The sequence below is a fragment of the Halorubrum gandharaense genome (assembly GCF_054654575.1).
Genome location: NZ_BAAIET010000001.1, coordinates 504,128 through 528,536 on the forward strand (window position 1 = coordinate 504,128; position 24,409 = coordinate 528,536).

The window sequence follows — 24,409 nt, forward strand, 5'->3', positions numbered from 1 at the left end:
CATCCGCGGAGCGTCAGAATGCACTATCCGCAAACCCGCCATCAACGGTGAGCACCTCGCCGGTCACGTACGAGGACGCGTCGCTCGCGAGGTAGATCGCTGCCCCGACGATCTCCTCACGGTCGGCGACTCGGCCGAGCAGGGCGCGGTCGTCGATGGCCGTCCGCTTTTCAGTCCCTTCGGCGTACGTCTCCTCGTTCTGTGGGGTGATGACGAACCCCGGCGCGATCGCGTTGACACGGATCTCGGGCGCGAGCTCCTTCGCCGCCGCGCGCGTGAACGCCTCCACGCCACCCTTCGCCGCGGTGTAGGCGGGCAGGTCGGCCATCGCGAGGCGAGCGGCGAGCGAGGAGATATTCACGATGGAGCCACCGTCGTCCATTGCGGGTGCCATCGTCTGCGTGATCCGTCGGACACCACCCAGGGCGACATCAGTGACGAAATCCCACTCTTCGTCACTGATCGACGTGACCGCTTCTCGGGAGATCGCCCCCTGTGACGCGACGACGATGTCGATCCCGCCGAAGGTGTCTTCCGCGGTTTCACGCACCGATTCCAGGGTTTCCGGCTCGGTCACGTCGCACGTGACGCGAGCGGTATTCGCTCCTCGTTTTTCGATCGCGCTCGCCGTCTCCTCGACAGCGCTTTCGGTCCGGCTGGTCGCAATCACGTCTGCTCCTTCAGCGGCGAATCCAAGCGCGATAGCCTGACCGATACCGCTCGTCCCACCGATGACGACCGCACGTTTTCCGCTGACTGTCACCGGCGTATGCTCATAGGCAACCATATCGCTACTGTCCGTCGTTGTCCGTATTATTGTTCTGGAACCACGCGGGGTGACCACTACCAGTTGGATTTAAACGGGCGGATGACGAGGCTCAGGTATGCGTGGATTAGCCAAGGTCAGCCCTGGCCACGGTGCAATGGAGCTCATCGACCGGTCAAAACCAACGATCGCGGCCAACGAGGCCCTTATCGAGGTGGACTATGCCGGGCTTTGCGGAAGCGACGCCGGCATCTACGAGTACGAGTCGGCGTTCGAGCGGATGGAACTCCCGACGGTCATCGGTCACGAGTACTCCGGACGCGTGGTCGAGGTTGGTGACGATGTCACGAAGTTCGAGATCGGAGATCGCGTCGTCGAGCGCCCCATTCGTGGGTGTGGAGACTGCTATCAGTGCGAGATCGGTGAGCCGAACGTCTGTCAAAACGCCGTTATCACCGGTGTCGACCACGACGGCGCCTACGAACCATACCTTGCCGTTCCCGAACATGCCCTGCATCCGGTTCCGGACAGCGTTGACCAACGTCATGCCGCGATGGTCGAGCCGACGAGCATCGGCACTCGGGCCGTTATCCACAACTCGCGGGTTCGTGCCGGCACACGCGTGCTCGTAGAGGGGCCGGGGCCGATCGGTCTGCTCACCGCACAGGTCGCTCGAGCGCAGGGTGGAGAGGTCGTCGTCTCCGGGGTTGGACAGGATTCGGCGTATCGTCTTCCCCTTGCTGAGGAGCTCGGATTCGAGACGATCAACGTGGCCGAAGCCGATGTCGACGCACGTAATGAGGAACTTACGGGCGGAGTGGGCTACGATGTCGTCTTCGATACAACTGGCCACCCGTCCGGACTCACGTCCGCTGTTGAACAGGTGCGAAAGGGCGGTCAGATCGTCCTTATCGGCCAGACCGGTGAGACGACGATGCCGTACTCTCCGCTGGTGCGTGCAGAAATCGACTTACAATGCTCGTACGCGTCGACGTACCGGGATTTCGAGAACGCACTGCGACTGATCGATTCTGGTGATGTCGACGCTGAGGCGTTCCTGGACGACCGGTTCTCCATCCTTGATGCGAACGAAGCGTTCGAGACGTTCGTCAGTGGAGGGACCTGTAAGCCGGTCTTTGACGTGTCCAAGCTTCGTGACTGACGAGTGACTCCATGCCGACGGAAATTCCGTTGGGCGAGATGACGCTGCTGCAAAACGGTTGAACAGCGATCCCCCGGACGCTTAAGTCGAACCCGGACGAGAGACATAGATATGGAACGTTACGAACCAGTCATCCGAAACGGTGTTCTCCACCTCGAAACGGAAACGGAGAGCGTCACGATCGGTGAGCTGGAATCCGTTGTCTCTGCCGTTGGTACGGAAACGTACACCGTGGAGTACGACGACCGCCAGCAAACGGTTGCCTGGCTCAACACGGATGAGGGCGGCCGTCTCTCGTTCGATGTCGCCGAGACGGTGACCGACATGACGTACGACGAAGAGTTCCTGGACAACTTGCGCTCCGTCGATGCGGACGCCGTCGATGAGGATGGTCGACCACTCCGTGCGTCGGTGTTCGCTGATATGCTCACGGCCATCTGGGACGCGAAGGGGGACCTCTAGTGGCACGGTGGGTCGGTAGCCTGGAGTGGTGAAACATGGGCCAACTATAGCACTTTCAAATTCTCCAGTAGGGAATTAGACTCAGATATAGAGAATAGTTTGGGCAATACGATCTGTATATCGAGTAGTATGTTCTCTATGAGTGGGCATAATAATCCAAAGGAGAATATAGTTCTCTGTAGAAGAATTTGTTGTCATTCCTCTGAATATTACGGATGTAGGTATGTAATGGAGTAGCGGGAGACCGTCTGCCCCCATGTCACCTTTTCGCTCCGGAATCGGTCTGCGTATCTCGTTTTTCTCTGTTGGGCTGTTCTCGGGAGGGGAACGGACAGGACCGTTTGTGGAACGCAGAGCCTGCCGCTTGAATGCTCCCGGACTTCCTCACGCGGGCGACGAAAACTGGCCGACGAGCTCGGCGGTCGCTTCCCGCCACGCCGTGATGAACGCGTCGTCGGGCGCGCTGTCCGCGGGCTCGACGCCATCGTGCCTGTCGATGTCGGCAACCGTCCGTCGGATCCCCTCCTCGAACCCGACCGTGTGCTCGAATCCGAGATCGCGGCGCGCCTTCGTGTTGTCGAACAGCGTCGAGTACTGGAAGTGCGCGTCCAGCATCTCCGTCCGCTCGGGAAACGCCTGCCGAAGCACGTCGGTCGGCACGTGGACCAGCTCCGGCTCCGGCGCATCGAGCGCGGCGGCGACCCCTCGATGGTAGTCGTTCCACGTCATCGTCTCCTCACTCGTGACGTGATACGCCTCGCCGTAGGCGTCCGTGTTCCCGACGGCGCCGACGAACGCGCCGGCAACGTCGTCTCGGTGGCACGGCCCCCATAGCGAAGTGCCGTCCCCATGGACGACGATCGGCAGCCCCGAGCGGATGCGGTCGATGTAGTAGCTCCCGGTGCCGAACGTGTGGAGCACCGGGCCGCCCTCGCCGTACGTGCTCCAGGGTCGGATGATCGTCGTCGCGAAGGCGTCGCCGTGCGCCTCCTGAAACACGTCCTCCGCGTCCGCTTTGTTTGCGGCGTACTCGCTTACTGGCGGCTCGTCCGTTTCCGACTCGCGGAGCGCGTCCTCGGTTGTCGGGAACGACGACACGGGTCGGCGGTACACGTCCACGGTCGAACAGAAGACGTACTGCTCGACGGCGCCCCCGAAGACGTCGATCGCCGTCCGCGCCTGCTCCGGCGTGAAACACACCATGTCGATGACGCAGTCGGGATCGGCCGTATCCCGAGCACGGCGCAACGCACTCTCGTCGTTCCGGTCGCCGTGGACGAACGACACTGCCTCCGGAACCGTCGCGTCCGTTTCACCACGAGTGAACGCGGTGACCTCGTGGCCGGCGGCGACCAAGCCGCGCGTGATCCCCGTGCTGATGACCCCCGTCCCGCCAAGTATGAGCGTGTCCATGCCGGGTTCTCACACGCGTCCATCGTAAACCCCTGCCCTCTGGACAGTTGTTCCCCTACCAGCGATGGTGAACGTGGTCGCGGACGTGCTCGTCGTACACCTCGCGCACGGCGTCGTGCGTCGATTCGGAAAGCGGCTCGGCGTCGCTGACGGCGGCGTTCGCCCGAATGTGGTCGGGCGTTGTCGACCCCGGAATCACCGTGGTCACTGCATCGTGGTCGAGGATCCAGCGCAGCGACAGCGACGCGAGGGTGTGCTCTGTCGGGACGTGTTCCGATAACGCGTCGACGGCGTCGAGCCCGGCCTCGAACGGGACGCCGGCGAACGTCTCCCCTCGATCGAACGCCTCCCCGTCGCGATTGTAGTTCCGGTGGTCCGAGTCGGGGAACTCCGTCTCACGGGAGATTGTGCCCGTCAGCAGCCCCGATGCGAGCGGCACGCGAACGATGACGCCCACGCCAGCATCGGCGGCAGCGTCGAGGAAGTACTCCGCCGGTCGCTGCCGAAACGGGTTGAAGATGATCTGGACGCTCTCGACGCCCGGGTACTCGATCGCCTTTCGCCCCTCCTCGACGCGCTCGACGCTCACACCGTAAGCGTCGATCAGACCGTCGTCGACGAGCTCGTCGAGCGCTTCGAACGTTGAGGGCTGGTAGTACACGTCCGTCGGCGGACAGTGAAGCTGGAGCAGATCGAGCGTCTCCATGCCCAGGTTCTCGCGTGAGCGGTTCACGAACCGGCGGAGCTGCTCCTCGTTGTATCCGTACGGTTCGTGTGGGTCGAGCCGTCGCCCAGCCTTGGTGGCGACGGTTACCTCGTCCGCGCGGATCGCGTCCGCGAGAGTGTCTCCGACTATCTGCTCGGAGCGGCCGTCCCCGTACACGTCAGCCGTGTCGAAGAAGTCGACGCCGGCGTCGTGTGCGGCCTCGACGGCGGCGACCGCCGTCGACTCGCTCACGTCTCCCCAGTCCCCGCCGATCTGCCATGCGCCATACCCGACCTCGCTCACTGATCCGACCGACCCGAGCGTGCGTGTGTCCATGATACGTGTCTCGTGGGCCGCATGCAAAACCGCACCGATGGCGGCGACGCCGAGGTGTTCGTGATGGCCCCGTCTACGCTTCCCAGCTACCGTGTGGGAAACTCATCTGTCCTATAATAAAATATTTGTAGTATATATCTATATCTGGTAGGAATATGTCTCTTTGAATTGAATTCCTCTGTCTCATGCTGTCGATTCTCTCATCTCTAATCAGGGAACGTACCGTTTCCCTCTGTTTTACGATATATTTACACTTTTAAAATTTGCACGTCGGTTATAAAAATCACCTTATTATTCAATCTATAATTGATGTTATAGGTGTTTTCTCACTTTTTACTGTAAGATATTAATTTCGATCCGTCTTTTTTGAGGGTATCTTGTGGCTTTCGTTACTTCAGGAATTCTCACGCGCCTTCCGCTCTCAAATATCAACATATTGCTCTATATGACATATTAAAATGGTATATTGTAGGCTAACTCTATTATATTTGATATATAGAGTGTGTGAATCACAGTGGTCGCTCCGTCTGTTTGTTGCTATACTATCCGAGATGAGTATCAGTTCCTCAGGGACGCACTTCATAAGATCCGATATTCACAGCTCCCGGACTCGGTGAACTTTTCACGATACGTGGTGCACGTCGGAACAATGTCCCTGCTTCGCCGGCGTCCGTACGCGGCCGCCATGGTCCTCCTCGTCGTCGGAATCACCTTCGCCTTGTCGTTCAACATGGTCGGCGCCTCCATGAGCTCGCAGTCGTACGTCGCCGAGGAAGTCGATCCCGGCGAGGATCTCGATGCGCTCGTTGTGTCATCCGACGTGGCTGAGTACCACGCGGCGTCACATCCGGATGCTCACGTGACTGCCGTCGAAACTGCTGTCGAGGAGGGGTCGTCCCGGGCGACGATCGACCAACGACCGGAGCAGTTTGTCGACGTGCCCTACGAGTATCTCGTCGTTGACGGAACGGTGTACGCGTACGAAGCGTCTCTGGATGGCGACGTTGTCGAGCTCTCGTTGACTCCCGCGGACCAGCGACAAGTTGCGGAAGACGTTGCGACACCCGTCGATGAGGCGCCACCGTTCGTCTCCGAGGCCGTTGCCACCGGTGAGGCCGAGGGTGAGTCGCCCGCCGGCGCCGATCTCGTCCGGGATGGGGACACGTACTATCAGATCCAACCCGCAAATCCCGGGGCGTTCGTCGCACAGCTCGTCATTGCGCCGATCAGCATCCTGCTCACGTCCGTCGGCGCTGCCTTTATCGCCGCCGGGGGCTGGCTCTTCGCCTCGCAGTACCGCGGTCGCCGGCGTGCGCTCACCCCAAAACGCGCTGGCCTTGTGGCGCTTGCTGCAGCGCCCGTCGCGCTGGTGGTGATTCTGCTGTTCCGGTCCGGAGGGAGCCCGTCGATGAGCGTCCTGACAGTTCTGCTGTCGGTGGCTGCTGGGTCACTCCTGCTCGTCGGTGTGCTCATCAGCCGAGAGTCGTACAGTCACCTCGCCGGCGTGCTCGCTGGGGCCCCCTTCCTCGTTCTCCTCGGGACCGTGCCGGAGATTCTGATCAGTGGTGGGGTCGGGTTCATTTTCACTGGCGTTCTTGCGCTCGTCGGGCTCCTGTTCGTGGGGGTCGTCGGATCGCCGCTCGTGGTGTACGGCTACCGGTTTGCCGCGCCCGTCGAGACGGGCGGCGACTGTGGAGCGGTCGACGGCTGACCGGCGGTCGTGGTCGCGTCGTTCACGAGCCGGACTCCGCACGCTGCTTCCCTCAAAAACGGCCGTGGGGTGAGTTCGCCGGCGGACTCGGTGGGCAGAACGACCTACGCCCCGGCCGTCGAGGACCACTGGTGCCCGTTTTAGCTCGCTGCGCACTCAAAAGGGCGTCTCCCCCGCGGTGGCCTCACCACGGCCAACTCCACCACTGTCCTTGTGCGTTCGCTCCCGCACAGCGCCACAATCCTGCCTCGCTCCTCCTCAACCTCGGTCGACGGCGGCCGCGGGACCGCACCGCCGCGGCCGCCGTCGCCCTCCCTCGCACTCCGTTCGCGCCTTATAAGGCGCGAACGGAGTGCGACAACTCACCAGCCCCTCCACCCACGACCTTGTCCGTGAGCCCCTCCACCCACGACCTTGTCCGTGAGCCCCTCCACCCACGACTTCGAGGGTGACCGTCGACCGGTGGAAACTGGCGTTCGAGGCCGGTTCGTCCGCACCTCACAGAAATCCCCGTCATTTGCCACGGGGCTCACATATTAACCCGGTGACCATCAGGTAGTAGTATGCGCGACGACTACGACAGGCGGACGTTTCTCACAGCGACTGGCGCGGCGACTGCAGTGGCGCTCGCCGGCTGTTCCGACGAGGACCCCGTCGGTGACGGGGAGCCCGGCGACGATTCGGGAGCGGACGAGGGTGGCGACGACGATGACGCCGGCGCCGACGAGGACCTCGACGACGACGTGCTCCAGATGATGCAGATCGCCCAGCAGACGCTGGACCCCATCGGGATCAACGGGCCGGGATCGGCGCGGGCGAACTGGCAGACGCACGAGCAGCTGTTCACCTACGAGGACGGGACCCCGCCGGCGACGGGCCAGCTGGCGACGGACTACGAGGTGTCGGAGGACTACCTCACGTACACCTTCTACCTGAAGGAGGGCGTGCAGTTCCACAACGGCGAGGAGCTGACCGCGGACGACGTGGTGTACTCCTGGCGCCGGCTTGCAGAATCGGAGAACAACCGCGGGCACGCCGACGTGATCGTCGGCGGCACGATGTCCATCGCACACGAGCGTGACGACGATGACGAGCTCGTTCCGGACTCGCTCGAGCTGGAGGCGGCCGACGACTATACGGTCGAGATGACGCTGGAATCGCCGTTCCACGGCACGCTCGGCACGCTCGCTGATCCCCGATTCTCCGTCATTCCCGAGGGGATCGTCGGTGACATCGAGGGCTACGACGGCGAGATGGAGTACGAGGAGTTCGCGGACGCCAACATTCCCGGGACCGGACCGTTCGAGTTCACGGAGTGGGACCGCGGGAACGCGATTCACGTCGAACGCTTCGACGACTACCACGGCGACGTGGCCGAGCTCGACGGGATCCGCTGGCAGATCATCGAGGACCCCAACGCGGAGTACAACCGAGCGATGAACCGGAACGCGGATCTGTTCGAGCTGCCGCGGTCGCAGTTCGATCCCGGACTGCTGGAGATCGACCGGGAACTTGAGGGCGACCGTCGGCTCGGCACGTACGGCCCGGTGTCGAACGACGAGACGCTCAACTACGGCGAGGCGACGCTGCTCCGGACGCAGTACCTCATCCTGAACACGCAGACGGTAGAGAAGCCAGCTCGACAGGCGATCGCGTACCTCATCAACCAGGACGACATCGCCGACCGGGCGGTACGAGGACAGGGCACGCCGGCGTACTTCATCACGCCGCCGGCCGCGTTCCCCGGTGGGGCCGAGGAGTACCACGAGATGGCGGAATCGGAGTACCCCTACGGCTACGGCACCTCGGACATCGAGAGCGCACGCGAGGTCATGGAGGAGGCGGGCTACGGCCCTGACAACATGTACGAGACGACGATGCAGCACCCCTCGGATTCGCAGGCGTCCGAGTGGGGGGAAATCGCAAGCGAGCTCCGTGACCGTGCCCAGAGCGCACACATCGACCTCTCGATCGAGGGCGCACCGGCGACGACGCTGACGAACCGCGCCATCGACGGCGACATCGACGTGTTCGGCACGTGGAACGCCCTGGAGTGGCCCGAGGCCGACGCCGTGCTCCAGTACGCACATCCGACGCCGTTCGCGTGGAGTAACTGGGGACAGGGTGACGGCGAAATGAGCGAGGCGGCCCAGGAGGCCGCCGACGCGTGGGCGCGGTACGAGCAGCACCGCACGCCCGACGAGGAGGCACAGTCCATCCGCAACGACGTCTACCGGACGCTGGAGCGCAAAAACTGGGAGGACATGACGATGCTCCCGCTGTACCACCCGATCGAGGAGCACTACTGGTACGACTGGGTGGAGAACTACGAGATCTACGGCTCGCAGTACAGCCACTCGTTCAACGAGGTCTCGCTCGGCGAGCGTCCCTGACTGACGCTCGGCGACCGACTTCGACGACTTCTCCGGCGGCCCGTTGCGGTGGAGTGTTCGACAGTAGAGCGTTCGCCGGCGCGGCTACGTTTGACGATCCGCGTTGACGCTTTCCGTCGACTCCGCCGACTCGGGATCGGCGTACGCCTCTCGATGCCGGTGACAGCGACTCACACTGCCCGCCTCCGTGGCGTGGAGCGATGGTGCCTCTTTCTCACAGACGCCGGCAAATACTGCTGAGAGCTCGGTTGTTGCGTCGGACGGGTTCCCCTCGGCGACCAGGTTCGTGGCGGTGTCGATCGTTGCAGCTGCGGACTCGGGAAGCTCCTCGTCGGCGAAGAGCTCGTCGGCCACCTCTTCGATGGGGGTGAACCGCGTCTCGAAGCCGAGTACCCCCTTGATCCGCTCGATGGGCGAGGGGTCGGTGGTTGCTCGGTCACGGACGACCTCGCGGAACTCGTCGACGCGCTCCCATGCCGCATCGTCGAGGTCTGGACCACCCTCGGGCCGGATCACGACCGGACATCGCGTCGAGAACACGCATCCCGAGGGAGGATTCCGCGGACTGGGCGGCGTCCCATGGAGCGAGACGCGTCCGTGGTCGGCGTCCGGATCGGGTTGGGGGATCGCCGAGAGGAGCGCCCGCGTGTAGGGGTTCTGCGGTGCTTTGAACAGCTGTGCAGTCGGCGCTTGTTCCATCACCTTCCCGAGGTACATCACCGCGACTCGGTCACAGACGTGCCGCACCACCGAGAGGTCGTGGGCGATGAGCAGGTACGTCAGGTCGTACTCGTTTTGCAGTCGCTTGAGGAGGTTGAGGATCTTCGCTTGCACGCTCACGTCGAGCGCGGAGACCGGTTCGTCGAGCACGATGAAGTCCGGCTCGAGCGCGAGCGCACGGGCGATCCCCACGCGCTGACGCTGGCCGCCGGAGAACTGGTGCGGGTAGCGGTAGTAGTGCTCCTCCTTCAGCCCGACCACGTCGAGGAGTTCGAGGACGTGCTCGCGTCGTTCGTCCGGCTCCAGCTTGTCGTGCGCGTCGAGCGGCTCCCGAATCACCTCGCCGACGGTCATCCGCTCGTTGATGCTGGACGTGGGGTTCTGGTAGACGATCTGTGCGTTCCGCCGCCAGTCTTTGAGTTCGGCGCGGTCGTACTCGGTGACGTCCTCGCCGGCGTAGGTGACTCGACCCTCCGTCACGTCCTCCAACTGGAGAATGCTGCGGGCGAGCGTCGTCTTGCCACAGCCCGATTCCCCGACGATGCCGAGCGTCTCGCCGCGCTCAATGGACAGGGAGACGCCGTCGACCGCCTTCACCGGGTCGCCGGCGAACAGCCCGGACGAGTAGTAGTAGGTGCGAAGGTCCTCGACTTCGACCAGCGGATCCGACGTGTCGTCGCTCATCGGTCGCTCACCTCCCGGTCCGCAGCCTGCTCCGATCTTTGCGATCCCGTGCGCCCGTCCGCTGCTCGGTGACGGTCCAAGCGACTCGACTCCGACTCGTCCTCAGGATAGAGGAGGCAGGCGACCTGATGGTCGTCGTTGTCGTGGTCGCTGAGGTCGTCGGCCGCCGTTTCCTCACCGCCTGCCGGGACAAGCGTCGGGTGGACCGCTTCACACGCGTCGAACGCCTTCGGACATCGGGGCGCATATCGGCAGTCAGTCGCCGGCTCCGTCGGCGTCGGCACCGACCCTTCGATCGTCGGCAGCCACTCGCCCTCGGCAGCGAGACCGGGGATGGAGCGAAGCAGTCCTTTGGTGTACGGGTGTTTCGGGTCGTTGAATAGTGGGCTCACTGGTGCGGACTCGACGAGCTCGCCGGCGTACATCACCGATACGGTGTCCGCGATCCGTGCAACGACGCCCATGTCGTGGGTGATGAAGACGACGGCAAGGTCCCGCTCGCGCTGGAGGTCCTCGAGCAGCTCGAGGATCTGCGCCTGGATCGTCACGTCGAGCGCCGTCGTCGGCTCGTCGCAAACGAGCACCTCCGGGTCACACGCGAGTGCGAGCGCGATCGTCGCCCGTTGTTGCATCCCCCCGCTGTACTGGTGGGGATACTCCCGCAGCCGCCGACGCGGATCGGGAATGCCGACGCTTTCCAACAGCTCGACTGCCGTTTCGGTCGCCTCGGATCCACTGAGTCCTCGGTGGGTGTTCAGCAGCTCCTTGATCTGATTGCCGACCGTGTACACCGGGTTGAGGCTGTCCATCGCATCCTGAAACACCATGGCGATCTCGCGACCGCGAATCGACCGACCCACTGCTTGCGGGGCAGTGACGAGGTCGACGTAGCCGCGCTCCACCTCCACGTCGCTTCCGCTGCCCGTCGCTTCCTGAAGCGTCACGAAGGCGTTCCCAGTTGCGCTGCCGTCGTGAGGGGCGTCCGCCTCACCACTCTCGTCGACGTAGCGTATCGCGTCCGGGTGGTTGCGAGCGACGGACTGGACGAACGCCGGATCGTGATACCGGATGCTGCTCTCCGCGTGTACGCGACCGGAGTCGTCGATGAGGCCGAGGATGGAACGGGCGGTGACGCTCTTGCCGGATCCGCTCTCGCCGACCACCGCGAGCGTTTCACGGCGTGCGACCTCGAAAGAGACGCCGTCGACCGCGCGTATCGTCTCCTTGTCCGTCTTGAAGGTCGTTCGCAGGTTTCGCACGGAGAGCAGCGGCTCGGAGACGCTGTCGGTCTCCGCCGGGATGTCGTCGCCATTTCCGTCGTTGGGTACGGTGTGGTCGGTCATACGCCACCACCTCGTGCGCTGGTTTCGGCCTCCGAAGTCGCGCCGTCGTCGGATTTGGGGTCCACTGCGTCTCGAAGGGCGTCGCCCATGGCGTTAAAGCCCATGACGACGAGCGTCACCATGATGCCGGGGATCAGTGAGATGTGCCACGATGTCGTCGCGACGTACTCCCGGCCGAGGTCGACGGCGCGGCCCCACTCCGGCGTTGGCGCGGTGATCCCGAGGCCGAGGAACGACAGTCCGGCGATGGCGAGGATGACGCCGCCGAGCACCATCGAACAGTAGATGAGCAGGTACCCGACCAGATACGGGAGCATGTGCAGCCGCATGATCCGCGAGGGTGACTGGCCGTAGCTGCGGGCGGCGTCCACCCACTCACGCTCTGAGATCTGCAGCATCGGCCCACGGAACGCTCGCCAGAGGTACGGCCAACCGGTCGCCGCGAGCACGACGGCGAGGAGCACGCCCCCGTTGTACAGCCCGCCGAGCCAGGTGTCGGCGAACAGCACCGTACAGAGGATGAGCAGGAGGAGCCGCGGAATCCCCATGATGGTGTCGCCGGTGATGACGAGCACGAGGTCGGCGATCCCGCGGTAGTACGCCGACACCAGCGCGAACACCGTCGCCAGCGTCGCGCCGATGGCGACGCTCAGTATCCCCACCGACAGCGAGACGCGGGCGCCGTGCGCGAGGAACGTGAACAGGTCCTTCCCGTCCGGAAGCGTGCCGAACGGATGGAAGCGGTCGTACTCGTCGTAGCTCATCGGCCCGACGTTCTCCGCCTCGTACCCCACCGACCGGGAGTCGAGGTTGGCGTCGCCGACGAGCACCGTCTCGGTGGATTCGGTGCCCCCGTCGTAGTACGTCAGCGAGTGCGAGAACGGCTCGTAGAGGTTCTGATCCGCCGGTGCCGTCCCCAGCGAGGAGGCGAACACCGCCAGCGTCAGGAACACGAACACGACGAGGAAGCCGAACTGGCCCCACCGATGATAGCGGAGCCGCCGAACCACGTCGTCGCGCGGCGTCCAGTCGGCCCGCCGGTAGTGGCGGCGGAACCAGCGATATCCCACGCCGACCCAGACAACCAACAGACCCGCGTACGCGAACACGACGGTCACACGAAGAGCCCACGCAACGGCGGGTGAGAGACCGAGGAACGTCCCGTGCCAGACGCCGTCGGGTGTCTGATACCCCTCGTTCGGGATCGTCTCCCGACCGGTGAGCGTGGGGAGGGAACTCGTCCGTTCCAGTCCCGCCCGCGTGACCTCGCCGAGGCCTCTGAGGAGGTCGAATGCTCCCGACCAGACGACTACGGCGCCGAGCGCGGCGACGACCACGGCGGCGGCGAGCACGTCGAGCGCGAACCGCGTGCGAACGGTCGCCCCGTCAGCGTAGCGGCCGATGAACGGACGTGCCGTGAGCACTGTCACGAGCCAGCCGGCACAGAGTGCGACCATGGCGAGCACGGCGTAGACGGCCGCCCGTGCTGCGCCGCCCTCGGCGAGCGCCTCGCCGGTCGCAGCGGCTACGCTGGCGCCGACGGACGCTGTCGCCGAGCCGATCTCCAGCAGTCCGGCCGCCAGCGATCCAAGCTCGACGGCGACGAGCAACAGTGCCCCGACCAACCACAGCGCCGCCGGTCGCGGCGTGTCGCGCACCCGTTCGGGGAGTGGTCTCGCGTCCATCCTACTGTCCCTCGTAGCCGACTCTGGGGTCGATGAGCACGTACAACAGGTCCTGTACCACGTTTATCGCCACCACTGCGAGGATGAAGACGAACACGAGCGCGGTGACGAGCGGCATGTCGCCGTTGAGCGCCGCCTGGAAGAAGAGCCACCCGATCCCCTGCACGCCGAAGACGACCTCGACGATGACCGCGCCGCCGATCAGCAGGAACGCCTCGTTGGTGATCGTCGGCACGAGCGGCACGAGCGCGTTCCGGAGGACGTGTTTCCACACCAGCGAGCGCTGGGTGACGCCGTTCGCCTTCGCCGTTTCGACGTATCCGGAGTTGATCGTCTCCAACACGGCGGTGCGCCCGATACGCAGCTCACTCCCCATCGAGGCCGACCCGAGCACGATCGCCGGCGGGAGGATCTGCTTGGTCGCCGCCAGGAACCCCTCGACCGAGAGGAGGTTCGAGAGGTCTGGCGACCCGGTGACTGGCGTCTCGACGATCCACCCGCTCCAGTCCACCCCGAGCAGCGACTGTGACTGGGCGAGCAGCGCCAGCAGGATCACGCCGAGCCAGAAGTTCGGCATCGCCCGCCAGACGATGCCGAATGCCGAAATCCCGTAATCGCGTTTCGTGTTGGCCCGAAGCCCGGCGTAGACGCCGAGCGGGATTCCGACGAACAGCGGGATGAGCACAGCCCAGAACGCGAGCCACGCCGTCCGCGGACCGTAGATCAGCAGGAGGTCGACGGTACCCGTCCCCGGCGCCAACACCCACGACTGGCCGAGGTCCAGCGTGAACAACCCCACCATGTACTCCACGTAGTGTGTCGTCACGGGTTGCGTCAACCCGAGCTGTTCGCGGACGTTCTCGTACTCGGCGAGCGACGCCTCCGTGGCGGCCTCGCCGACGATCGCCGCGGCCGGGTCTATCGGCCCGAATCGGAAGATAACGAACGTGAGCGTCCCGCCGAGAAAGACGACCGGTATCGACAACAGCAGCCGCCGGAGGAAGTACCCCCACCGGCTCATTCGGACCACCAACGGTCCGAACGCTCCGGCACTACCGACGGACTTACCGTCCGGTCACGAATCACACCCGCCTTACCTCGAACGCAGGTATAGACGTTCGGGAAGGGACAATTTGGGCCCCAATTCCGGACGGCGTGCTCCGAAAGTTCCCGTGGAGGCCCCTACGCTCGAACACGCCGGAGTGTCCGGATTTTTGCCGGGTTTCGCCGGCGAACCGCGACGGACCGCGGCGATCGACCCCGACGGCGCGTTCACCGTCTACGGCCAGTCGTGGGGCGGAATGCTGGCCCAGGAGTACGCCGTCGAGTACGGTGACCGCCTCGATTCGCTGGTCCTCGCGAACACGCTCGCGGACACACGGACGGCGTTCGAGTCGATGCGAAGTGCCCTCGACGAGCTCCCCGATGCGGACCGGGAGACGATCCGGGACCATGAAGCCGAGCGCGCGTACGACGCGCCGGGGTACGAGGCGGCGCTCGACGGCGCCTACTGCGAGCACGTCTGTCGAACCGACGAGTATCCCGGTCCGGTTCAGGCGGCGTTCGACGGCGTGAACGAGAACGTCTACGGACTGATGTGGGGGCCGAACGAGTTCGTCCTCCTCGAAACCGCACGCCTCCGCGACTGGGACGTGCGTGCGCAACTGGAAGGGGTGGAGACGCCGACGCTCGTCCTCTCGGGTGAGCACGACGAAATCTCGCCCGATATCGCCCGCGATATCGCCGATCGGATTCCTGGCGCGTCCCTGCACGTCTTCGAGGAGAGCAGTCACATGCCGTTCTGGGAACGGCCGGACGCCCACTTCGAGGTCGTCGAGTCGTTCCTGCAGGGGTAGGTGGATCGCCGGCGATCGCTGGCGGCGTCACTGCACCCCGACCGTCGACCCCCCGGGGTTTCGGGGGTTATTGAGGGTCGACGGAAACACTTGTGTGGGATCCGCTGGTAGATCGCCTATGGCACGGGTATCTGCCATCGTTTCAGACGAACCCTCGTGGGGTTGAAGCGCTGTGACGGAGCCGCCGATGAGCGACGGGTCCACGTTTCAGACGAACCCTCGTGGGGTTGAAGCGGCTTCTCTACTGCGGCTGCCGCCATCTTCGCGGCGGTTTCAGACGAACCCTCGTGGGGTTGAAGCGACCGATATCTCAACCGGCTCCGCACCGACTAGCGTTTCAGACGAACCCTCGTGGGGTTGAAGCGGTGGCTACGAACTGACGCAAGCGATCTGGACGATCGTTTCAGACGAACCCTCGTGGGGTTGAAGCGGTGTCGAACCCGCCGGCACGGACCTCTTCGGGAGTGTTTCAGACGAACCCTCGTGGGGTTGAAGCGCAGTTCGATAACAGCTCCAATGCGGGCAGCGGCGTTTCAGACGAACCCTCGTGGGGTTGAAGCCACCCACCTAAACCCACCGAAACCCACGCAGTCGTTTCAGACGAACCCTCGTGGGGTTGAAGCGACCGGCGCTCGGCGCGGGCGGTGTCGGTGGTCGTGGTTTCAGACGAACCCTCGTGGGGTTGAAGCGGTCATTCGCGTAGCACCGTCCCGAGTCCGCGCACTTGTTTCAGACGAACCCTCGTGGGGTTGAAGCAAAGAACATGGCTATGAGGAAAGTCCGAAAGTAGTGTTTCAGACGAACCCTCGTGGGGTTGAAGCGGCAGGGCCGCACGACGCACACGGTTCCACAGACGGTTTCAGACGAACCCTCGTGGGGTTGAAGCTGGAACTCCGGATGCCAGTCGAGGATGGGCCATGAGGTTTCAGACGAACCCTCGTGGGGTTGAAGCGAGGGAAGGGCTGTCAGGTGCTGAAGACGACGACGCGTTTCAGACGAACCCTCGTGGGGTTGAAGCTGCCCGATGGACGTCCGGGAGGCCATCGCCGCGAAGGTTTCAGACGAACCCTCGTGGGGTTGAAGCGACTACTCATCTTACCACGTACTCACGTAACCACGTGGTTTCAGACGAACCCTCGTGGGGTTGAAGCGCGCGGTCGGTCGCGTTGAAGGCTCGCCACTCGGGAGTTTCAGACGAACCCTCGTGGGGTTGAAGCAACAATGTAGGGACGATCGACGTCGTTGATGGCGGTTTCAGACGAACCCTCGTGGGGTTGAAGCACGCGATGCGGCGACGAACTCGACGGCCCCAACCCGGTTTCAGACGAACCCTCGTGGGGTTGAAGCGACGACGGCTCGCGGCGGCCGGGCGCGGCGCCGGCGTTTCAGACGAACCCTCGTGGGGTTGAAGCCACGAATCCCCACCCCCGTGTCACAAATCGGCCGTTTCAGACGAACCCTCGTGGGGTTGAAGCCGTCGCTGTGCCGTCGAGCGGTCGCCTTGAACTCCCGTTTCAGACGAACCCTCGTGGGGTTGAAGCGAGGACGTGACCACCTCCGTCTGCCGCCCGAGCCGGTGTTTCAGACGAACCCTCGTGGGGTTGAAGCCATCGGGTTATCCGGGTCCGGGTCCGATTTGAACTTGTTTCAGACGAACCCTCGTGGGGTTGAAGCTCCATCGACCGCTTGTCGAGAAAGCGGTCGCGGGCGTTTCAGACGAACCCTCGTGGGGTTGAAGCCTCGGAGACCTCGTCCGCCTCGCGCCGGCGATCGGGGTTTCAGACGAACCCTCGTGGGGTTGAAGCGGTCGTCATACGCCACCCCCACGTCGGAAGGCGAGCGTTTCAGACGAACCCTCGTGGGGTTGAAGCCAGGTCCTCACGAGTCCACCCCGACGCGTTGATCGCGTTTCAGACGAACCCTCGTGGGGTTGAAGCTTCGGCGACGCCGGCGGCGTCGAAAGTCGAACGACCGTTTCAGACGAACCCTCGTGGGGTTGAAGCCGCTGGGCGACGAGTATCGTTCCGCGCGGGTCGGGGGTTTCAGACGAACCCTCGTGGGGTTGAAGCCACGCTCTTGGGGGCGATGTCAGCCCCGCGCTTGAGCGTTTCAGACGAACCCTCGTGGGGTTGAAGCGAGTCCGAGCAGGAGCTCGACGGCACGGAGCAGGACGTTTCAGACGAACCCTCGTGGGGTTGAAGCAAACACGCGACGGCGACGATCAGAGCGCTGCGTCGCGTTTCAGACGAACCCTCGTGGGGTTGAAGCGCCGTTGTGGTGGTCGCCTCGGAGTCCGGAGAGGAGTGTTTCAGACGAACCCTCGTGGGGTTGAAGCGCCTGCGGCGTGCTCACGGTGAAGCGCGGCCCGTAGTTTCAGACGAACCCTCGTGGGGTTGAAGCGCCTGCGGCGTGCTCACGGTGAAGCGCGGCCCGTAGTTTCAGACGAACCCTCGTGGGGTCGAAGCGATAGTTACGGGCGGTGTTAACTTAAGCATAATCCAACCAGACGGCGTGGGCCTGCAACCACGGTTCCGCAGTCGATGGATCGACGTTGCTGAAACAGTCTGAAAACGAAGATGTTCGTCGTTGTGTCTCTTGAAAGACACGTTCAACGCGGTCTCCGTAGCCGTGGATCTCGACGCGGTAGTCGAGACCTTCTTTCCGGAGCGCGCCGGCGAGATCGGCTGCATCGTCGATTCGAAACACGGCGTCGCAGACATCGTGTTTCTCGAGGAGCTCAGTGAGGAACGCTCGCCCGATCGGGGTCGTACGTCGGAAATAGCCGCGCATGCAGGATCCTGTTCGTTGTCCGGATCGACCGGGCGAACAGCTATCCGTCTCTCACGGCAAACACACCGCATGACCGTTCCACCTGCCGACTCGTTCCCGCTCATGGAGGCGTCAATCGCCGGCATTCACGACGCCTTCTCGGAGGGCACCGTCACGGCCGAGACGCTCGTCGAGCGGTATCTGGCGCGCATCGACGCCCACGACGAGGAGCTGAACGCGATCCTCACCGTGAACGACGACGCCCGCGAGCGCGCCCGCCGTCTCGACGCGGCGTTCGCGGACGAGGGCTTCGTGGGGCCGCTCCACGGAGTACCCGTCATCGTCAAGGACAACCAGGACACACACGACATGCCGACGACGGCAGGGTCGGTCGCGCTCGCCGAGTCGCGGCCCCCGCGTGACGCGTTCGTCGTCGAGCGTCTGCGTGAGGCGGGGGCGATCGTCCTCGCGAAGGCCAACTTACAGGAGCTCTCGTTCGGCGTCGACACGGTCAGCTCGCTGGGCGGGGCGACGCGTAACGCGTACGACCTCGACCGTCGGCCGTCGGGCTCCAGCGGCGGCACGGCCGCGGCCATCGCGGCCAACTTCGGCACCGTGGGGACCGGCAGCGACACCTGTTCGTCGGTGCGGTCGCCGCCGGCGTTCAACGACGTAATCGGCGTCCGCCCGACGATGGGGCTCGTCAGCCGGACGGGGATCATCCCGCTGACCGCCACGCAGGACACGGCCGGGCCGATCACCCGGACCGTCGAAGATGCCGCGCGGATGCTGGAGGCGATGGCCGGCTACGACCCTGCGGACCCGATCACGGCGCTCGGCGCCGAGCGCGTTCCCGACGACGGCTACATGGCCCACCTCGACCCGGACGGACTCGACGGTGCCCGGATCGGGGTCGCCCGCCAGTTCTTCGGACTCCGGAACGAGGAGAGCGCCCCGGAGAGCGCGGCGACGGCGGTGACCGACGTGATCGAGGATGCGATCGCGGAGATGGAGGCCGCAGGTGCCACTGTCGTCGACGTGGCCGAGGTCGTCGACCAGTCGTTCCTCGAGAGCGCCCGGACTCTCGAGTACGAGTTCGCCCGCGACTTCGACGCGTATCTCGACGAGCTCGGCGACGCGGCACCGGTCGACTCGCTCGCCGACCTCGTCGCCTCGGACGAGCTCCATCCATCGGTCCAGGCACGCTTCGAGCCCACGTCGATCCTCGACGCCGACCCGGACGGGCTGGACTCGAACACGGGCTACCTCCGTCGACTCCGCCGGCGCGACCGCATCAAGCGGACGACGCTCGCCCGGATGGCGGACGACGACCTCGACGCGCTCCTCTACCCGCCGTCGCGAGTCCCGCCGGTCGAGATCCCCAAGAATCAGCCGTTCAAGGAGATGAACTGCGAATTGTCCGCTCACACGGGACTGCCTGCGGTCGTCGTACCGGCCGGCTTCACCGACCGCGGGTTCCCCGTTGGCTTCGAACTGCTCGGCCGGGAGTTCGGCGAGCCTCGCCTGTTCGAGCTGGCGTACGGCTTCGAGCAGGCGACCGACCACCGGCGACCGCCGGCGCGGTTCATCGAGTAGGGGTCTCGGCTGTGTGGGCCGGTTCAGCAATCGGGACTGACCGCCTCACTGTGCCGGTTTCGCATTCCAGAACAGCGATTCTTGACACAGTTGGCGACCGAAGAGTACGTTTGTGCCCTCCAAGACAGCTCGTTCGCCAGCAGCGAGAGCAGGAGCTGGAACGTCTGAACCGGGCGATAACGTCTCGGGGGTCCCCTGTTACCGGCCAGAACGGCACTCGCTCGACCGTATGGGGGCCGGCACGCCGCCTGCGAGGCTCAACCGGGAACGCCTTCGCGGGATCCCCCGTTCATCACCCGCCGGCGACACCTTTTCACCGTGGCCCGCCGTCGCCGAACACGACCATGCACGACTTCCCCGCCTACGAGACGGCCCGCCCACGAACCGGTGCGCTCGCCGGCGGTCACTGCTGGGTGGCGGAGTACGTCGACGGGAGCCCCCTCCGGTTCCGCGTTGCCGAATCCGGGCTCGTGGAGTTCGCGGACGCTGCCGGCGCGCTCGACGACGACGTGCCGCCACGATACCGGCACGCAGTCCGGACGGTTCGTGAACGCCTCGACCGCGAGGCCGTGCGAACCGCTCTCGACGACCCCACGACGGTGACGTTCGCTGGCGTCGCCACCCACCTCCGCAACACGGACTACGACTGGGACGTGATGCCCGGGTTTCTCGGGACGGCGGTCCACGACGCCGACCGCGAGCAGTTTCTGCCGCCGGATACGACCCAACAGGTGTTCGAGCACGTCGGTCTCGCCCCGGTTCGGGTCGTCGACCGCGAGGTGCGGTGTGTCGATGTCGACCCGGACACCTACTCCATGCCCGACTCCGCGTGGCGCGACGGCCCCGCGGCGGGCGTCGTGTTCACCAACAAGGCCGGCGGTCGGGCCGTGCTGCGCCGCTCGGGCGCCGAGTCGGAAGCTGGAGCCCAGTCGGACGACGCCGGCGACATCGGGTCGGTCGATCAGCTGTTCTCGGCGGTCGTCACCGACGCGTGGCTGGCCGAGGTCGCGGACGAGTTCGCCCCCGAATCCGGCGCCGTGGCCGTCGACGCCGTCGTCGAGCGCGCTGTCGAGCGGCTGGGCAGGGAAACACGCGTACTGGAGGTGGACGGGATCACGTCCGCATCCGAGATCAGAAGCGCGCTCGCCGAGCGCGCCGGGCAACTTCCGGCGACCCGAGCGTAGCACGCCCGACGCGGGGTTCGTCGAACCACTCGTGGGACGTGCACACGAGACGCCGCCATGGCGAACTCGCTTCACGTCGCTGGCGGCGGGCTGTATATCGGCTTTTTGTACCCAGTGATAATCCGCTGTCCGACTCCGTTCGACATCCGACTTCCCAATAAGCATAACTGTATTTGAAAGTGATAGTACTGCGAGGTGGCGACGAATACCCGTTTCAATGATCTCGCGGGGTATCCGCTCTCGATCCACGAATCCCAAGTCCATCCACCCTGTACAGCCGTCGAGGGAGCGTATCCGTAACTTACTACGACGGCGGATGACGGCGCAATACTGATTGTCTCTCGCCGTCACAACGCGCACGTCCCTGCATGAACTACGACATCGACGGCGGCAAGGTCTTGTACGCCCTCGGGGTCCTGTTTGCGCTCGGCGCCCTGACGTACTTCATCCGCGACGTGGTGTTCGGTCTCTCGATCACGGTGAAGAGCGTCCTGCTGTTCCTCGCGTTCGTCGGCTTCCTCGTCGCCGGCGTGACGACCGACCGGGACGCCTTGGATGTCGTCGCGTTCGCGCTCTCCGCGCTCGCGTACGCCGTCTTCCTCGGCTACGTCGTGAGCCGGTACACGCCCGACGAGACGGGAGTCTTCCTGTTGCTTGCGGCGTCCGCGGCGCTGTTCGTCGCGCTCGGCTACGTGGTCCGACAGGGGATGGTCTCCCCCGACCGGCGCACGGCCGGGTACGCCGCCGTCGCGCTCCTCGCTGTCGGTCTCGTGTTCGTCGGCGCGGACGTGGCCGGCGACGACGTGACATACACGGCCGAACTGGACGAGGAGTCTGTCGCGAGTATCGACGCCGACGCACAGGACCGCGACGCGGTCCAGACGAGGATGACGGTCGGGACGCTCACCGTGGCGAACCCCTCCCTGTTCACGCGCCCCGTGACGCTCCCGGAGGCGCACGGCTGTGTGGTCGGGACGGATGCCGTCGTCGAGGACGAGGTCCCCGTTCGCTATGATCCCGACGAGTACACCTCAGACGCCGCAATCGCAGGCGGCGCAGAGCGAACACACGACGTGACGACGCGTCTCGTGCTGTCGACCGACGGGCCGTCGGAGCTGACGCTCGATGTCGAGCGCGGCGACGACTGTGACATCTCCCGCGAGGAGCCGACCCTGATCGTCATCTTTGGAGACGATGTCCGGTCCGGGTGAGCAGCACTCTTATGAAATTCGGATTTATTTAGAGATACATGCCCTCCACTGATGACCGTCTTCGATCAAGTAAGCTACCAACGATTAATGCAAGCGAATTCCTCGGTGGAATCGATGAGACGGTGACGGATATCGAACTGTAGCGTATGCCTGGGACACCAGATCCAGTCCTTGGAAGCGATCCAGTCACCCTCGCGGTCGCAGCTATTCTCAGTGTCCTCGTCGTTAGTCTCTTCGCGTATCTCGTCTCCAGATCGGAGCTATCAGCTGTCCTCTTGGCGGGCGTCGGATCCGCGGGATACGGATTGTTCACAATTGGGGTGTGGGCTAGCGTCCGATGGGGATTCGAACACATCACGCTAGACCCGATGGCTGACCCATGGCCGTTTATTATGGTCATTGTTATCGCCGGGGGATTGCTGGCACTGCAGGCAGCGATCCCATTCTACTTGTTCGCTCGATTCTCCCTTGTCGCACCAATGTTCGGGTTCACGGGTATCAGCACGCTATTGCTGTTCGTATTCCTGCGCGTTGGCGGTGAGACAGATCCGCTGGCCCTGTTTGGTTTCGGGTTTGCGCCCGTCTTCATCGGTAGCCTTCTCGGCCTCGCTGCGCTTGAGACCGGTGTTAGACGGGTTCGTAGCTGAAGCGAATTGACAAGAATCCGGAGGCAGTGGCACCACAGTGTGTGCCGGCGGATACGTTGGATCTTCCGTGAGATGAGCCACATTCGGCCAGAAGGTACTCAATTGGCACCCCCTGCTTGAGTTTCTCCTCAGGATAGATAGTATATTTAAAAGCCTGTATAATTGCGATATATTGCTTTCAGGATAGGCACTAATCTTCATATGTAAGGTGAAAACGATGGCAACTCAACGGAAACCTGCAGAACGAACGCTCGAGACGGAACTGTTCGGTCAGGCAATCAGCTTCGACTACTCGGAGACATGGGTCGGATACTCGTTACTCTCACTCCGACTGGTGATAGGGTACGTAATCCTGTCAGCAGGCCTCGGGAAGTTAGCTGAAGGTGGCTGGACCAACGTTGGCGGGTTCAGTGCGGAGGGATTTCTCGTCCACGGCATCTCCGAGGCGAATCCACTACAAGGGCTGTTCCTGTTTTTCGCCGAGCACCTGTGGTTGATCGATCCGCTGGTGATGGGGACGCAGATCCTCATCGGACTTGCACTCGTAGTGGGCGTGTTCTTCCGGTTGGCAGCTCTCGGCGGGGCGATGCAGATGTTGCTGTTCTTGATGGGTGCGTGGGAAGGCGGACTCATGGCCGGTCTCCCAGTCGCCAACGGGTACGTCATCGATAGCTCGTTCGTGTACGCACTCTTGCTGTTCGGACTCGGCGCAGTCGGTGCTGGCCGAATTCTTGGTCTTGACGCCAAGCTCGAGGACACCAGCATCGTCAAGAACAATCCGGGGCTGCGCTACCTCCTCGGATAGTGGCTTCTCACCGACCGAGTAGATCACACTCACACTGTATTTCCGTTCAGCAAACCCATGTCAGAACCACAGATATCGAACTCGGGGGTGTATGCCACGTTTCGCCTCGCGAATCGGGGGCAAATCTCTGCATTGAGAACAGTGCTCGGAGACGAGAACCCGGTGAGTGTCGTTGCACTGTACGATCCCGAAGCGTCGGAAGCCGGTCCAATCATGATTGACTTAAGCTCTATCACTGACAAGCAATGGGAAGCACTCCACTACGCCGCGAAGCTGGGCCACTACAGCGGCACCAAGCGCAGTGGAAATCTCAGTAGAATCGCCGATGAACTTGACATCTCGAAATCTGCAGTCTCACAGCGGCTCCGAGCCGCTGAAGCAGCAATTATGTCACAGATAGTTGCGATCCGTGACTGTGAAACAGAATTTGACTGATCCATCGATCCGGCGTTTCCAGACTCACCTGAAACAGGCGAGGCTCGAAAAGATAACCGACGAGAATCCCACCAGTTCGACATCATATTCGGAGCGCCCTGCAAGATGTGGGGCGCGTATCTTGCACAGAGACATCAATGTGAACCGCCTCGGGGTCAAGCCCCGAGGCATTCGCCTTGCTCATCTGTAGGGTGCTTCGGGGTTGACCACCTGCAGATACAATACAGAACGCTCTTGTGTAGCACATTGTTGATGGAGAGCTGTCTTGCGATTCCGTGGTGGGTCGATCGGATCGAGAACGTACGACTCAGCGGCTCTGACGGCCGGCTACTGAATGAGATCTGTAACGAGTGATTGTATCAACAATCTCCTACGGAAGAGCGAAGACCAAATCGAAACAGAACTCGGCCACTCACTCAACTGAATCGAACCTGAAGAAACCTACAGCGGCAAGATGCGGAGCACGATTCAGCTCCGTACAGACGGGACGCTGGATGATCGAGAAATGTGGGACGAGCATATCGA

At 63.6% G+C, this 24,409-nt stretch carries 18 protein-coding genes, 1 pseudogene and 1 CRISPR repeat array; of the genes and pseudogenes, 11 read left to right on the forward strand and 8 right to left on the reverse strand.

From position 1 onward, the window contains the following. Positions 1-13: 13 nt before the first annotated feature. A complete protein-coding gene (locus tag ACYQ07_RS02410) occupies positions 14-787 on the reverse strand; it encodes an SDR family NAD(P)-dependent oxidoreductase (RefSeq protein ID WP_459876874.1) in 774 nt (257 codons plus the stop codon). Positions 788-884: 97 nt separating this feature from the next. On the opposite strand from ACYQ07_RS02410, the gene ACYQ07_RS02415 reads away from it, so the two are divergent. Both ACYQ07_RS02415 and ACYQ07_RS02420 read left to right on the forward strand, forming a co-directional pair. Continuing rightward, positions 885-1,928, forward strand: a complete 1,044-nt coding sequence (locus ACYQ07_RS02415; RefSeq protein WP_459876877.1) for a zinc-dependent alcohol dehydrogenase — start codon at positions 885-887, stop codon at positions 1,926-1,928. Positions 1,929-2,039: 111 nt separating this feature from the next. Then, the gene (locus ACYQ07_RS02420) at positions 2,040-2,390 is read left to right on the forward strand and encodes a hypothetical protein (protein WP_459876880.1); all 351 of its coding nucleotides are present in this window, start codon (positions 2,040-2,042) and stop codon (positions 2,388-2,390) included. 384 nt (positions 2,391-2,774) lie between these two features. Here the strand turns inward: ACYQ07_RS02420 and ACYQ07_RS02425 are convergent, their stop codons facing one another. Both ACYQ07_RS02425 and ACYQ07_RS02430 read right to left on the reverse strand, forming a co-directional pair. Continuing rightward, the gene (locus ACYQ07_RS02425) at positions 2,775-3,803 is read right to left on the reverse strand and encodes an NAD-dependent epimerase/dehydratase family protein (protein WP_459876883.1); all 1,029 of its coding nucleotides are present in this window, start codon (positions 3,801-3,803) and stop codon (positions 2,775-2,777) included. Positions 3,804-3,858: 55 nt separating this feature from the next. Beyond that, positions 3,859-4,845: an aldo/keto reductase gene (locus ACYQ07_RS02430; RefSeq protein WP_459876886.1), complete on the reverse strand. Its 987-nt coding sequence runs from the start codon at positions 4,843-4,845 to the stop codon at positions 3,859-3,861. A 649-nt stretch (positions 4,846-5,494) separates the two neighbouring features. Here ACYQ07_RS02430 and ACYQ07_RS02435 point away from each other — a divergent pair. Then, positions 5,495-6,556: a DUF8127 domain-containing protein gene (locus tag ACYQ07_RS02435; protein WP_459876889.1), complete on the forward strand. Its 1,062-nt coding sequence runs from the start codon at positions 5,495-5,497 to the stop codon at positions 6,554-6,556. A 563-nt stretch (positions 6,557-7,119) separates the two neighbouring features. Further along, positions 7,120-8,949, forward strand: coding sequence for an ABC transporter substrate-binding protein (locus ACYQ07_RS02440; RefSeq protein WP_459876892.1), 1,830 nt, complete (start codon positions 7,120-7,122; stop codon positions 8,947-8,949). An 84-nt stretch (positions 8,950-9,033) separates the two neighbouring features. Here the strand turns inward: ACYQ07_RS02440 and ACYQ07_RS02445 are convergent, their stop codons facing one another. Genes ACYQ07_RS02445 through ACYQ07_RS02460 form a run of 4 tightly spaced genes read right to left on the reverse strand, consistent with a single transcriptional unit; the run spans position 9,034 to position 14,402 of the window. Beyond that, positions 9,034-10,353 (reverse strand): ABC transporter ATP-binding protein, encoded by a 1,320-nt coding sequence (locus ACYQ07_RS02445; RefSeq protein WP_459876895.1) that lies wholly within the window; start codon positions 10,351-10,353, stop codon positions 9,034-9,036. Then, positions 10,350-11,696: an ABC transporter ATP-binding protein gene (locus ACYQ07_RS02450; protein WP_459876897.1), complete on the reverse strand. Its 1,347-nt coding sequence runs from the start codon at positions 11,694-11,696 to the stop codon at positions 10,350-10,352. The genes ACYQ07_RS02445 and ACYQ07_RS02450 overlap by 4 nt, the downstream gene beginning before the upstream one ends. Then, on the reverse strand, positions 11,693-13,381 hold the full coding sequence (locus ACYQ07_RS02455; RefSeq protein ID WP_459876899.1) for an ABC transporter permease: 1,689 nt from the start codon (positions 13,379-13,381) through the stop codon (positions 11,693-11,695). Before ACYQ07_RS02455 ends, ACYQ07_RS02450 begins: the two co-directional genes overlap by 4 nt. A gap of 1 nt (position 13,382) precedes the next feature. Continuing rightward, positions 13,383-14,402 carry an ABC transporter permease gene (locus ACYQ07_RS02460; RefSeq protein WP_459876902.1) on the reverse strand — a complete coding sequence of 340 codons (1,020 nt, stop codon included), beginning with the start codon at positions 14,400-14,402 and terminating at the stop codon, positions 13,383-13,385. A gap of 181 nt (positions 14,403-14,583) precedes the next feature. Between ACYQ07_RS02460 and ACYQ07_RS02465 the strand changes: the two genes are divergently transcribed. Continuing rightward, positions 14,584-15,237: a proline iminopeptidase-family hydrolase gene (locus ACYQ07_RS02465; protein ID WP_487247240.1), complete on the forward strand. Its 654-nt coding sequence runs from the start codon at positions 14,584-14,586 to the stop codon at positions 15,235-15,237. A gap of 139 nt (positions 15,238-15,376) precedes the next feature. After that, positions 15,377-17,702: direct repeats of the CRISPR family, unit length 30 nt; unit sequence GTTTCAGACGAACCCTCGTGGGGTTGAAGC. Between the two features lie 22 nt (positions 17,703-17,724). On the opposite strand, the pseudogene ACYQ07_RS02470 reads toward ACYQ07_RS02465, so the two are convergent. After that, positions 17,725-18,043, reverse strand: a pseudogene (locus ACYQ07_RS02470) (IS6 family transposase); the annotation flags it as partial. Between the two features lie 53 nt (positions 18,044-18,096). On the opposite strand from ACYQ07_RS02470, the gene ACYQ07_RS02475 reads away from it, so the two are divergent. The 6 genes from ACYQ07_RS02475 (at position 18,097) to ACYQ07_RS02500 (ending at position 23,884) form a co-directional block, all read left to right on the forward strand. After that, positions 18,097-19,602: an amidase family protein gene (locus ACYQ07_RS02475; RefSeq protein WP_459876908.1), complete on the forward strand. Its 1,506-nt coding sequence runs from the start codon at positions 18,097-18,099 to the stop codon at positions 19,600-19,602. A 344-nt stretch (positions 19,603-19,946) separates the two neighbouring features. Continuing rightward, complete coding sequence (locus ACYQ07_RS02480) at positions 19,947-20,786, forward strand: hypothetical protein (RefSeq protein ID WP_459876911.1); 840 nt, start codon at positions 19,947-19,949, stop codon at positions 20,784-20,786. A 368-nt stretch (positions 20,787-21,154) separates the two neighbouring features. Then, entirely contained in the window at positions 21,155-21,997 is an 843-nt protein-coding gene (locus ACYQ07_RS02485) for a hypothetical protein (RefSeq protein ID WP_459876913.1), read from the forward strand. 146 nt (positions 21,998-22,143) lie between these two features. Next, a complete protein-coding gene (locus ACYQ07_RS02490) occupies positions 22,144-22,644 on the forward strand; it encodes a hypothetical protein (RefSeq protein ID WP_459876916.1) in 501 nt (166 codons plus the stop codon). Between the two features lie 217 nt (positions 22,645-22,861). Beyond that, positions 22,862-23,449, forward strand: coding sequence for a DoxX family protein (locus ACYQ07_RS02495; RefSeq protein ID WP_459876918.1), 588 nt, complete (start codon positions 22,862-22,864; stop codon positions 23,447-23,449). A gap of 57 nt (positions 23,450-23,506) precedes the next feature. Next, the gene (locus ACYQ07_RS02500) at positions 23,507-23,884 is read left to right on the forward strand and encodes a helix-turn-helix domain-containing protein (RefSeq protein ID WP_459876922.1); all 378 of its coding nucleotides are present in this window, start codon (positions 23,507-23,509) and stop codon (positions 23,882-23,884) included. Positions 23,885-24,409: the final 525 nt, after the last annotated feature.

What these genes read in the sequence shown, in the direction of transcription:
- ACYQ07_RS02410 (WP_459876874.1), bottom strand. Translation starts at nt 787, where the DNA reads ATGGTTGCCTATGAGCATACGCCGGTGACAGTCAGCGGAAAACGTGCG.
- ACYQ07_RS02415 (WP_459876877.1), top strand. Translation starts at nt 885, where the DNA reads ATGCGTGGATTAGCCAAGGTCAGCCCTGGCCACGGTGCAATGGAGCTC.
- ACYQ07_RS02420 (WP_459876880.1), top strand. Translation starts at nt 2,040, where the DNA reads ATGGAACGTTACGAACCAGTCATCCGAAACGGTGTTCTCCACCTCGAA.
- ACYQ07_RS02425 (WP_459876883.1), bottom strand. Translation starts at nt 3,803, where the DNA reads ATGGACACGCTCATACTTGGCGGGACGGGGGTCATCAGCACGGGGATC.
- ACYQ07_RS02430 (WP_459876886.1), bottom strand. Translation starts at nt 4,845, where the DNA reads ATGGACACACGCACGCTCGGGTCGGTCGGATCAGTGAGCGAGGTCGGG.
- ACYQ07_RS02435 (WP_459876889.1), top strand. Translation starts at nt 5,495, where the DNA reads ATGTCCCTGCTTCGCCGGCGTCCGTACGCGGCCGCCATGGTCCTCCTC.
- ACYQ07_RS02440 (WP_459876892.1), top strand. Translation starts at nt 7,120, where the DNA reads ATGCGCGACGACTACGACAGGCGGACGTTTCTCACAGCGACTGGCGCG.
- ACYQ07_RS02445 (WP_459876895.1), bottom strand. Translation starts at nt 10,353, where the DNA reads ATGAGCGACGACACGTCGGATCCGCTGGTCGAAGTCGAGGACCTTCGC.
- ACYQ07_RS02450 (WP_459876897.1), bottom strand. Translation starts at nt 11,696, where the DNA reads ATGACCGACCACACCGTACCCAACGACGGAAATGGCGACGACATCCCG.
- ACYQ07_RS02455 (WP_459876899.1), bottom strand. Translation starts at nt 13,381, where the DNA reads ATGGACGCGAGACCACTCCCCGAACGGGTGCGCGACACGCCGCGACCG.
- ACYQ07_RS02460 (WP_459876902.1), bottom strand. Translation starts at nt 14,402, where the DNA reads ATGAGCCGGTGGGGGTACTTCCTCCGGCGGCTGCTGTTGTCGATACCG.
- ACYQ07_RS02475 (WP_459876908.1), top strand. Translation starts at nt 18,097, where the DNA reads ATGACCGTTCCACCTGCCGACTCGTTCCCGCTCATGGAGGCGTCAATC.
- ACYQ07_RS02480 (WP_459876911.1), top strand. Translation starts at nt 19,947, where the DNA reads ATGCACGACTTCCCCGCCTACGAGACGGCCCGCCCACGAACCGGTGCG.
- ACYQ07_RS02485 (WP_459876913.1), top strand. Translation starts at nt 21,155, where the DNA reads ATGAACTACGACATCGACGGCGGCAAGGTCTTGTACGCCCTCGGGGTC.
- ACYQ07_RS02490 (WP_459876916.1), top strand. Translation starts at nt 22,144, where the DNA reads ATGCCTGGGACACCAGATCCAGTCCTTGGAAGCGATCCAGTCACCCTC.
- ACYQ07_RS02495 (WP_459876918.1), top strand. Translation starts at nt 22,862, where the DNA reads ATGGCAACTCAACGGAAACCTGCAGAACGAACGCTCGAGACGGAACTG.
- ACYQ07_RS02500 (WP_459876922.1), top strand. Translation starts at nt 23,507, where the DNA reads ATGTCAGAACCACAGATATCGAACTCGGGGGTGTATGCCACGTTTCGC.